The sequence below is a fragment of the Paraburkholderia sp. 31.1 genome (assembly GCF_014397645.1).
Classification (GTDB): Bacteria; Pseudomonadota; Gammaproteobacteria; order Burkholderiales; family Burkholderiaceae; genus Paraburkholderia; species Paraburkholderia tuberum.
This window is the reverse complement of sequence record NZ_VZQN01000093.1, coordinates 1-9,365: the sequence shown is the minus strand read 5'-3', so window position 1 is coordinate 9,365 and position 9,365 is coordinate 1. Positions and strand designations below refer to the sequence as shown.

Here is a 9,365-nt window from a genome sequence, read left to right as displayed (position 1 = left end):
ATGGGCTCAAAGCATCGATTGCAGACAGTCTCGCGCCGGTGTTCGGCCCGATGATTGACCGCTTTACCGAATGGATTGCGAAGAACCGCGAACTGATCGCGCAGCGGATTGTGGAGCTTGCGCAACGGCTTGCGCGCTGGCTCGCCTCGGTCGATTGGGGCAGATTTGCACAGGGCGTCACGGATGCTGTGACCGGCCTGATCAGCCTGGCGTCGTGGGTCGGTCGCGTGGTGGATGCCCTCGGCGGCTGGAAGGTCGCCGCCGTCGCGATGGCGGCCTACATGGTAGGCGGCTTCGCGCTGTCGGTGGTCTCGACCATCGCCAGCATCGGCATGCTGATCGCGCGGCTTGTGCTGCTGCGCAGATCGTATGTCGCTGCGGGCGCGGCGGCGCGCGGGGTGGGCGGATTGCTGCGCTTCGTCAATCCTGCGACCGTTGGCGCGTTTCTCGGTCTGCATAGCGAAAACCTCAACACAGGCGAGGACGAACAGCTCCGGCGCATCCGGGCGGCCGAAGCGGCAACGGGTGGCGTGTGGCCCGGTTCGGCAAACGTCCAGCGTGCGGAGACCGTGCCCGGCGCAGCGCGCGCAACCGGCGAAATGGGGGCGCCGCTCAGTCCTGCTGTCGCGCAGTGGGCCCAGAAGCTCAATTTCGCCGGCACCGAAGCGCGCTACGGTCTGCCTGCCGGACTGCTGTCAGCCATCGCGCAGAAGGAATCGCGCGGCAAACCGATGGCGGTGAGTCCTGCCGGCGCGCGGGGACTGTTCCAGTTCATGCCCGCAACCGAACGCGAATATGGCATCGACGCGTTCAATCCGGCACAGGCCGCCGACGCGGCGGCGCGCAAGATGGCCGGTCTGCTCGCGCGCTATCGCGGCAACCTGACCTACGCGCTATCAGCCTATAACTGGGGCGAGGGAAATCTGGACCGCAAGGGACTCGCGAACGCCCCGGCAGAAACGCGCAACTATGCGCCCGGTGTCCTCGCGCACATGCCGTCGCTCGATCCGGGCGTGGACGTGGCTTCGCTCAATGCCCCCGGCGCGGCGGCGACCATGCAGAACGCGCCCGCGCCAGTGGTTCACGTTGACAATCACGTCCACGTCGCGCGCGACGGCAGCGTGACCGTAAAGACGCGCACGCCTGCCGGTCTGAAGATCGCCCGCCCGATGGAAGCGCTCGGCTAGGTGGATGGCTGTGGCCGACCATCCGTTCTTCAGCGCGTTGCAGGCCGCCTCATGGCGGGGCGTGCCGTTCGGCGTGACAGGTTCGACGCTGAAGGTCGGCCGTCGCAACGTCACGCATGAATATCCGTACCGCGACGAGGTATGGGTCGAGGACCTCGGACGCGCAGGACGGCGCATCAGCCTGAGCGGTTTTCTGCTTCAGGATGCCGCCTATCTGGGTACCCCTGGCGGCGGCGACGTGATCGCGCAGCGCGCGGCGATGATCCGCGCATGCGAGCAGCCCGGCGACAGTGACAGCGCCGATGGCGAACTGGTGCATCCGTCGCTTGGGCGGCTGAATGTCGCGCTGATCGAGTTCGAGTGCGAGGAACGTTCGGAACGGGGCCGGTATTTTGAGCTGCGATTTTCGTTCATCGAGTCGGGCGCACAGCAGTTTCCCACGCTGGCGATTGCGACGCAGGCACAGACCGGCCTGTCAGCAGTCGCCGCATTCGCGGCAGTGGCGCAGGACTTCTTCAATACGGTTTCCGCTGTCCTGTCGTCCCCGGCCGTAGTCGGCGAGATCGAACGCACTGCGCAGAACTTCGTCGTCGAGGCGCAGGCGATCACGCAGCGCGCGACGAGCCTGGTTGCGATGGTCGCGACGCTAAAAGGCCGGTATGGCCGGTTCGTGGGCCAGTTCACCGCCGCCGTGCGGCAACCAGCAACGACGATACAGGACCTGATCGGCGCGGGAGCGCAGGCGCGCACCGCCGCAGGTGTCGCGGGAAAAGCGCTGGCGAGCGCCGCGACTGTCTCGGACTGGCCCGGCATGTCTGACGCTACACAGGCGCTTGTCAGAGCCGTACAGATCGCGAATGCCGATCCGCATCAGGCCGTGCAGTCGCTTGTCGCGTTACAGTCGTCCATCAACCCGCAGAAGCGGGCGACGGCGGCGCTCACCGCAGTAAACCGGCTCACGACATTGCTGTACCGTCGCAGCGCAGTTATCGCGCTCGCGGAGAGCACGACCGGTTATGCGCTCGCATCGATCCAGGACGCCGAAACCTTGCGTTCAACGGTATGCGATGCGCTCGATATGGAGATCACGATCGCAGGCGATGCGGGCGATGATGCGACCTATGGCGCACTGCGCGCGCTTGAGGTTGCCGTGGTGCAGGACGTGACCACGCGCGGCGCGTCGCTTGCGAGAATGCAGACGGTTAGCACGCCGGAGCCGATGCCGCTGCTGGTGCTTGCGCAACGGCTCTATCAGGACGTGACGCGTTACGATGCATTGCTACAGCAGGCCGCACCGGTTCATCCTGCCTTTGCGCCAACCGTGTTTAGCGCTTCATTGACGTAACCCGTGACTAGGAGTTTGCCGGGGCAACCTCTCGTGATCGACTGTCACCGAGCCCGAGCAATCGTTATGCTTCTCTGACGCGAAGGTTTGTTATACCGTACGCGCCATCAAGACCCGGTAGTGTTGGGATATCGCGCGAGGTGTTCCTGAACGTCCGCGTGAAAGTCCGCACCATGCTCCTCAAGTAGAAGGTAGGCAAAAATTTCCCGCAACGACCGGCGCAGGTGAGGAATGTCGTCGTGCATGATGGGTGCGTAGGGTAGATCGCCATACCTGCTTGCCGGATGCATCGTCATTACTCGTTCTTCATAAAACGTTTCAAAATACTTCTCCGTCGCCTTCGGAGCTTCCAGTCCGAACGGCGCGTCAAAGTGATGGTGTAGCCAAACGGCAGCATCATGAGCTGTTGGCTCCCTCGTTCCCTTGTGCTCTAGATGGAGCTTCACGAGGCTGAACGACGCGTCAAGTGCGATATATAGCGACAATATCGCCTCTTCGTTGAATTCGTAATGCTGGCGAAGCATGTCTGCTTTGATGAGCGTATATATCCCTCGAAAAAACACCAAACTCGCGTCAGAAAGCGCATTCCAGAATTTTAATAGCCGGTCGAATCCGTAACGCTCGGCAGGAACGACATCATACTTCTTGCCGTGAAGCCCAAGAAGCCGATGATGTGGACCGAATGGGGACTGCCCTTCATGGATGGTATTCAGTATCAACTCTCGCACCCGATGTACGGTCAGCGGGCAAGTTAGATCCAGATCGAGTGCGTCGATCCGGGGGCTATATCGAACCACTGGGTAGAGGCTAACATATGCATCGTCTCGCAGTTCGCATAGCACCAACGACGCCATAAGGCGCAGCTCCTCTGGTGACGCCCAATTAAACTCGGAATACGGTGCTTCCTCGAAGATGTCGTCCCAATCGCCTCCATGTACCAACGAAAAGGCAATATGTTCATCGGCGTAAAAGAAGCCCATGGGGACGTATCGGACTCCGCGCGGATAGCTGCCGCGCGGATCCATAACCATCACACGATAAGTGGGCGTGCCTCCGCGTGCGATAACCTCTTTTCCCGGGAGAAACGCTAATTTTTTGGTCGAACGTGAGTGTCGCATACTCTTGGGTTAGGTTTGGCTTGCTGGCGCGTTACAGGCCGGATTGACATGTCAATGGCCCACATCACCGTTGTTCAATCATACTCCGGCGAATGACGCGTTCCGGAAAGCAGCGGCGAATGAGAGATTGTTGTCTGGCGGACCGCTGCATAATTGCGATGCAAGGCTACTGCTCAGGTTGACTTGACAACCATTGATCTGTGCGCAAGAGAAGCGCGGCAACGGCCTCTGTTATCCACAGGTCACGCTCTTTCAATTTGGCTGCGTAGTCCCGGAGACCCTTTTCGCGAGCCGCAAGGACGTCATCCCGGTTAGGGCCTTGATAAAGAAGCCACAGTTGATTGCGTTCGTTTAGCAGAGAGTTGTTAAGTTGGAAGGAGGCAATCAGGCCCATCGCTAGGGAGTAAGTTTTGACAATCATGCGGCGTAGTTCAGGGTCGTCTATTTTTCCCACGATTGAGGCCCCGTTCTCGTAGATCGTGAACCTCTCGGTTAACACAGGATAGGTGACGTTGAAAGGCTCCCCATCCGGCAGACTCTGTAGCCACGGGTGTATCTCGATGCAGTAGGAACTCCATGCCGCCTGGACTTCGTCGCGAATCGCTTCCACAAACGCCCGCGTTTCGTTCTTGTCGTCGGCCTGTTTATCTTTGTATTGCTTGGCATAGATACTGATTGCCGCAATGATCGCGAGTAGTGAGCCCATGCCCTGCACCCATGCAGCGATATCAGCGCTTTGCATTGGATTCTCCTTTTTTTTATGACTGGACGATTATCGGTGGCAAAAGGGCAGCCAGCAAGTCGCGCAGAGTGCCGAAACGCACGAGCATGCGGATGGTCATCACGCCGGAGCCGATGCCGCTACTCGTGCTTGCGCAACGGCTCTATCAAGACGTGGGAAGGTACGACACGCTGGTACGGCAGGCGGCACCGGTTCATCCCGCTTTTGCGCCAACAGCTTTCAGCGCCTCACTGAACGTGCAAGTTCCTCATATCCGTTGATTAGGGATTGTCGTCGCTGGGTACAGATACGTTTAGAAGTAAGAGATCGTCAACCTTAGCACGGGTGAGTCGCATCTGTTTTGACAGTGTTGCTGACCACAAAATCGACACGTTGGCTGCAGGTACGGGTGTAGTTATCCATTTACCATGCTGTGGTGCCGCCATTAACGACAGAAAGGCGGTGGTGGCCGGTTTCATTAGCGCCTTGCTCGAATCGCTGACATTGTAAGAGGTGACATAGGCCGATCCGCTGGCAGGCTCGATTAGCGGGTTTGCATTGCTTAATGCGATCATCCGCCTGTAGTCGTCGCTAAGATCGCTATAGCTGCCTAGGCCGGGCAAGCCACCGGCGTTAGGGGATTTTGCGGGCGATGTATCAGGAACCCAGACAGTGGCTTGGCCATTGGCCGTGTACACGGTCGAAAAAAAGACGCGGGTGCCTTCTTTTTTTACCAACCGTGTCGGCGCGAGGATGTTCTCAGTGACGGAAGCGTTCGAGTTATCCCATAGCTCGTTAATTTCTTGTTGGAACTTGGCCCAAATCTTGTTGTATAGGTTGTCACGGTTCCATAATGCCGTCTGGTCGTCAACGTTTGAAAAGTCGAACATCAGCTTTGATGCCTTCCTCTCAATCAAGCTCGCTGTTTGAGCGTCTACGTTACCGACTCGGAGATTTATTTCGTCGCGAAGTCCTTCTATGTTTTCAAGAACGCGAGCGTTGGGCATACGTGCACCGACAGCGAGTTGGACACGCTTGTCATTGGAAACCAGGACTGCCGTTTCATTGACTGAAAGGCTATTGGTCAACTGATAAAAGGTTTCGCACAGGATTGCGTCGCGGAAACCCTTCTCCGTCGGTCCGGGTTCAAATGGGGGTACTCTAAAGGCTGCATCGTGGGTGATCTGGTTGAGATCTACAAGGGCAGCGTTGCACGTTCTAGTGAGTATGCTGTAGGCGGCTAGTTGCTGGTCGATCCGTGTCGCAATTGCCGCGTCTATGCCTTCTTGAGAAATTCCCCAATTTGCGCCGAGTAGCTGTTCGGCCTGCCTCGTAGGTGATAGAACATGACGGAATTTATCTCGCATCTGGTACTCGCGCTCGAGTCGAACGACTTCGGGAAGTATCCAAATGATGTCCAAATCTCCATGTTTGGAGTGGTCCGTGATCGTATCAGCAGCTTTTCTGCTGATAAGGTTCTCAAAGCTATCTGCGAGGATGGCGTTGGTATCGAATAACACGTGCAGCGTCTTGCGTTTTTTTCTTGGCGGCATGGAGCTCTTTCGGGTGAATTCGTCCAATGGCGGCGGCTAGGCGACAGTCGCGGTCGGTGATGATGACGGAATGGATGCACTAGCCGACAGCGTCGAATAATATCACTCTCCCATGAACGACGATGTTTCCCTGACCGTCAACGGGGCGAGCATCTCGGGCTGGAAAAGCGTGCGCATCACGCGCGGCATGGAGCGTATCCCGGCTGATTTCGATATCTCGATGACCGAGCGCTTTCCGGACACGACAACGGTCCTCGTTATGGAAGGCGACCCCTGCGTCGTGAAGATCGGCGCGGACGCGGTCATCACCGGCTACGTTGACCGGGTGACGGAAGCGGTCAGTGCGACAACGCACACGCTGTCGATATCGGGGCGCGGCAAGTGCGAAGACCTGGTGGACTGCGCTGCGCAGTTCGATTCGTTCCAGTTCGTGAACATGGCGACCGCCCACATTGCGGCGCAACTCGCGCAGCCGTTCGGAATCAACGTCAAGGCGCTCACGCCTGGCATGCTGCACCCGCAGGTCTGCCTGAATGTCGGGGAATCACCGTATGCCGCCATCGACCGTCTGTGCAAGCTCGCACAGGTACTGTGTTACGAGGATGCGGACGGTGATCTGGTGATCGGGCCGCTTTCGACCATTGAGGCGGCGGGCGGTTTCGCGATGGGCGTCAATGTCGAACAGGCGAGCTATACGCGCGATATCTCGCAGCGCTTCAGCGGATACCGTGTCTATCTGGTAGGCACTGGCATTTTCACGGATGCCGGTCAGCAGCCGCTCGCCGAATACACGGTGGCTGATGACACCATGCCGCGTTTCCGTCCCAAGGCGTTCATTGCGCAGAACGGCGACGCAGGCGCGGACGTGTCGAACGCGCACGCGCTATGGGAATGCAACCGGCGCATTGGGCGCGGCAATGTGGTGACGATCACGGCCACGTCATGGCGCGACAGCGGCGGCGCGCTCTACGCGCCGAACACGCTGGCCGCGCTGTCATTGCCGCAACTCAAGGTGATCGACGGCGCGAAGTGGACGATTGGCGAAGTCACCTACCGGCGCGACACAAGCGGCACCGGCTGCGAAATCACACTGATGCCCCCGGAAGCGTTCCGGCCCGAACCGATCCTCTATCTGCCGTTGCCTGCGGATGCTGCTGCCGCGCTCGCGCAGCATTAACGCCGCTTGGATACCCGCAGTGGAAAACCTGTTTTGGAATCTCGTTCGCTCGCTCGGACGAGGGCGGCTTACGCGCGTGGATGATGGCGGCGCGGCCCAGCTCGTCCAGATGCAGCTATCCGCGAGCGAGACACGCGACGGCACGCTGCGACTCGCGGAATACGGGTTCCAGTCGAATCCGCCAGCAGGCAGTGACGCTATTGCTGTTTTTCTCGGTGGCGACCGTACGAACGGAGTCGTGATCGCGTGCGGACACCAGCAGTACCGCTTCCGCAATCTAGCACCGGGCGAGGTATGCATCAGTGACGACAAGGGGCAATCGGTCTATCTGTCCGCTGCCGGGATCGTCGTCAACGGTGGCGGGCAACCTGTCACGATCACCAATACCCCGCAGATCACCGCCGATTCGCCGCTATTGCACTGCACCGGGGACATCGAGGGCGACGGCAATATCACCTGTGCGGGCGACATGCGTGACAACAGCGCGACCAACCTGCACACCGCCGCCAACTCGCGCGCCGTCTACAACTCGCACCATCACCCGGTCCCGGAAGTGCAGGGCGGCGGCGACACGGTTACGAGCGATCCACCTGTACCGCAGCTTTGAGCCTTGCGCCGTGGCTGACATCTCGACCGTCTGGAATGTACCGGACATGCGCGGCGACTGGATGCTTGCGGGCGCGTCCCTGCAATCCGGCGATGACCTGCAGACCGCCGTGCTTATCAGCCTCTTTAGTGACCGGCTGGCATTGCCGAGCGACGAAACACCGGACGGCGACCGGCGCGGCTGGTGGGGTGACAGTGCCGACTACCCGATCGGCTCGCGCCTGTGGCTGCTCTCGCGGGTCAAGGGACCGCGCGACGTGGCGCAGCGCGCCGGCGACTACGCGAGCGAGGCGCTGCAGTGGATGCTCGATGACGGCGTGGTGGCGCGCTTCGAGATTACGCCGCAGTGGATTACACCAAACCGGCTCGACCTGGCCATTGTCGCGAACCGCCGCGATGGGACGCGCGTCGCGATGAGCTTCCCCAGCGTGTGGACGCGAATCTAGCCCTGCTGTGAAGGCGAATGCCTTTTTCACGACCGACGCTGACGGCCCTGCGCAATCAGGTTGCGCAGGATCTGAACGCGAACCTGCCGGGTGCCGATGCCCTGTTGCGCTTCTCGAATCTGCATGTGGTCGGCGACATTCAGGCCGGGCTCGCCCACATGCTTTATGGGTATCTCGACTGGATCGCGTTGCAGGCTACCCCGTTCACGGCGACGGATGAATTCCTCGAGGCGTGGGGCGCGCTCAAGGGCGTATTGCGCAAGAGTGCGGCGCAGTCCTCTGGCTTCGTCACGTTCACCGGCACCGAAGGCGTACCGGTCAATGCAGGAACGGGACTGAAGCGCAGCGACGGATTGCCCTACACGGTCACTGCGGCGGCTACCGTCGAAGCCGGTAAGGTCACGGTGGCCGCGACCGCGAACCCCGACCCCGCAGGACTGGCAGGCCTGAACGGCGATTGCGCGGCCGGGACACAATTCACGCTCGCCAGCGCGATTCCGGGTATCGATTCGACCGGCGTTGCCGCAACGGCATTCCGGGGCGGCGCGGACATTGAATCGAACGATGCCTACCGTGCGCGTGTCCTGTTCGTCTACCAGAACCCGCCGCAGGGCGGCGCGGCGAGCGACTATGTGGAATGGGCGCTCGACGTTCCGGGCGTCACGCGCGCATGGTGTACGGGCAACGGCTACGGTGCGGGTACGGTCATCGTGTTCGTGATGCTCGATGAGGCGAACGCGCAGCATGATGGCTTCCCGCAGGGAACAGACGGTGTCGCGTCAGCCGAGACAAGAGACACGCCCGCGACTGGCGACCAGCTCACCGTCGCGAACGCAATCTATCCATTGCGGCCCGTTACCGCGCTGGTGTATGTCGTCGCGCCGGAGCCGTACCCGGTCGATATCAGTATTCGTGGCGTGGCGCCCGACAGGCAGGACGCCGCGCTCGACGCTATCGCGGGACTGATGAAAAGCGAGGGCGAACCGGGCGGATTCCTGATTCTCGCGCATCTGTGGTCGGCCATTGCCGCCGTCTCCGGCATCAATGATTTCCTCATTCTCGCGCCGACTGACGACGTGATGCTTCCGGCCGGTGCGCTCGCGGTGCCCGGTGAGGTTACGTGGTCGTAACTGACATGAACCCGGCGCGCTACAGCCGCGCGGACTACGCAGGCGCATTGCGGCGACTGCTACCGCGTGGACGCGTCTGGAC

Annotated in this window: 10 protein-coding genes; 7 read left to right on the top strand and 3 right to left on the bottom strand. The window is 60.4% G+C overall.

What is annotated here, in order from left to right; genetic code table 11:
- Both F6X37_RS34660 and F6X37_RS34655 read left to right on the top strand, forming a co-directional pair.
- A partial coding sequence (locus F6X37_RS34660; protein ID WP_222945029.1) for a lytic transglycosylase domain-containing protein occupies positions 1-1,187 on the top strand: 1,187 nt, incomplete at its 5' end.
- A 4-nt stretch (positions 1,188-1,191) separates the two neighbouring features.
- Positions 1,192-2,532, top strand: coding sequence for a DNA circularization protein (locus F6X37_RS34655; RefSeq protein WP_187614518.1), 1,341 nt, complete (start codon positions 1,192-1,194; stop codon positions 2,530-2,532).
- A 107-nt stretch (positions 2,533-2,639) separates the two neighbouring features.
- Here the strand turns inward: F6X37_RS34655 and F6X37_RS34650 are convergent, their stop codons facing one another.
- Both F6X37_RS34650 and F6X37_RS34645 read right to left on the bottom strand, forming a co-directional pair.
- Positions 2,640-3,512 (bottom strand): hypothetical protein, encoded by an 873-nt coding sequence (locus F6X37_RS34650; protein ID WP_187614517.1) that lies wholly within the window; start codon positions 3,510-3,512, stop codon positions 2,640-2,642.
- Positions 3,513-3,816: 304 nt separating this feature from the next.
- On the bottom strand, positions 3,817-4,392 hold the full coding sequence (locus tag F6X37_RS34645; RefSeq protein WP_187614516.1) for a hypothetical protein: 576 nt from the start codon (positions 4,390-4,392) through the stop codon (positions 3,817-3,819).
- Between F6X37_RS34645 and F6X37_RS34640 the strand changes: the two genes are divergently transcribed.
- Entirely contained in the window at positions 4,392-4,652 is a 261-nt protein-coding gene (locus tag F6X37_RS34640; RefSeq protein ID WP_187614515.1) for a hypothetical protein, read from the top strand. The two genes, F6X37_RS34645 and F6X37_RS34640, sit on opposite strands and share 1 nt — an antisense overlap.
- Here F6X37_RS34640 and F6X37_RS34635 read toward each other — a convergent pair whose 3' ends face one another.
- Positions 4,653-5,951, bottom strand: coding sequence for a PIN domain-containing protein (locus tag F6X37_RS34635; RefSeq protein ID WP_187614514.1), 1,299 nt, complete (start codon positions 5,949-5,951; stop codon positions 4,653-4,655).
- A gap of 85 nt (positions 5,952-6,036) precedes the next feature.
- Here F6X37_RS34635 and F6X37_RS34630 point away from each other — a divergent pair, with 85 nt between their 5' ends.
- The 4 genes from F6X37_RS34630 to F6X37_RS34615 are packed head-to-tail and all read left to right on the top strand — an operon-like array spanning position 6,037 to position 9,283.
- Positions 6,037-7,101, top strand: coding sequence for a phage baseplate assembly protein (locus F6X37_RS34630; RefSeq protein WP_187614513.1), 1,065 nt, complete (start codon positions 6,037-6,039; stop codon positions 7,099-7,101).
- Positions 7,073-7,708, top strand: coding sequence for a phage baseplate assembly protein V (locus tag F6X37_RS34625; RefSeq protein WP_187614512.1), 636 nt, complete (start codon positions 7,073-7,075; stop codon positions 7,706-7,708). Before F6X37_RS34630 ends, F6X37_RS34625 begins: the two co-directional genes overlap by 29 nt.
- Positions 7,709-7,718: 10 nt before the next feature.
- Positions 7,719-8,153 (top strand): phage GP46 family protein, encoded by a 435-nt coding sequence (locus tag F6X37_RS34620; protein WP_316252031.1) that lies wholly within the window; start codon positions 7,719-7,721, stop codon positions 8,151-8,153.
- A 17-nt stretch (positions 8,154-8,170) separates the two neighbouring features.
- Positions 8,171-9,283 (top strand): baseplate J/gp47 family protein, encoded by a 1,113-nt coding sequence (locus F6X37_RS34615; protein WP_187614511.1) that lies wholly within the window; start codon positions 8,171-8,173, stop codon positions 9,281-9,283.
- Positions 9,284-9,365: the final 82 nt, after the last annotated feature.

Bases quoted from the DNA above. Each gene is read 5' to 3' on its own strand.
- F6X37_RS34655 (WP_187614518.1), top strand. From the start codon at position 1,192: ATGGCTGTGGCCGACCATCCGTTCTTCAGCGCGTTGCAGGCCGCCTCA.
- F6X37_RS34650 (WP_187614517.1), bottom strand. From the start codon at position 3,512: ATGGGCTTCTTTTACGCCGATGAACATATTGCCTTTTCGTTGGTACAT.
- F6X37_RS34645 (WP_187614516.1), bottom strand. From the start codon at position 4,392: ATGCAAAGCGCTGATATCGCTGCATGGGTGCAGGGCATGGGCTCACTA.
- F6X37_RS34630 (WP_187614513.1), top strand. From the start codon at position 6,037: ATGAACGACGATGTTTCCCTGACCGTCAACGGGGCGAGCATCTCGGGC.
- F6X37_RS34625 (WP_187614512.1), top strand. From the start codon at position 7,073: ATGCTGCTGCCGCGCTCGCGCAGCATTAACGCCGCTTGGATACCCGCA.
- F6X37_RS34615 (WP_187614511.1), top strand. From the start codon at position 8,171: ATGCCTTTTTCACGACCGACGCTGACGGCCCTGCGCAATCAGGTTGCG.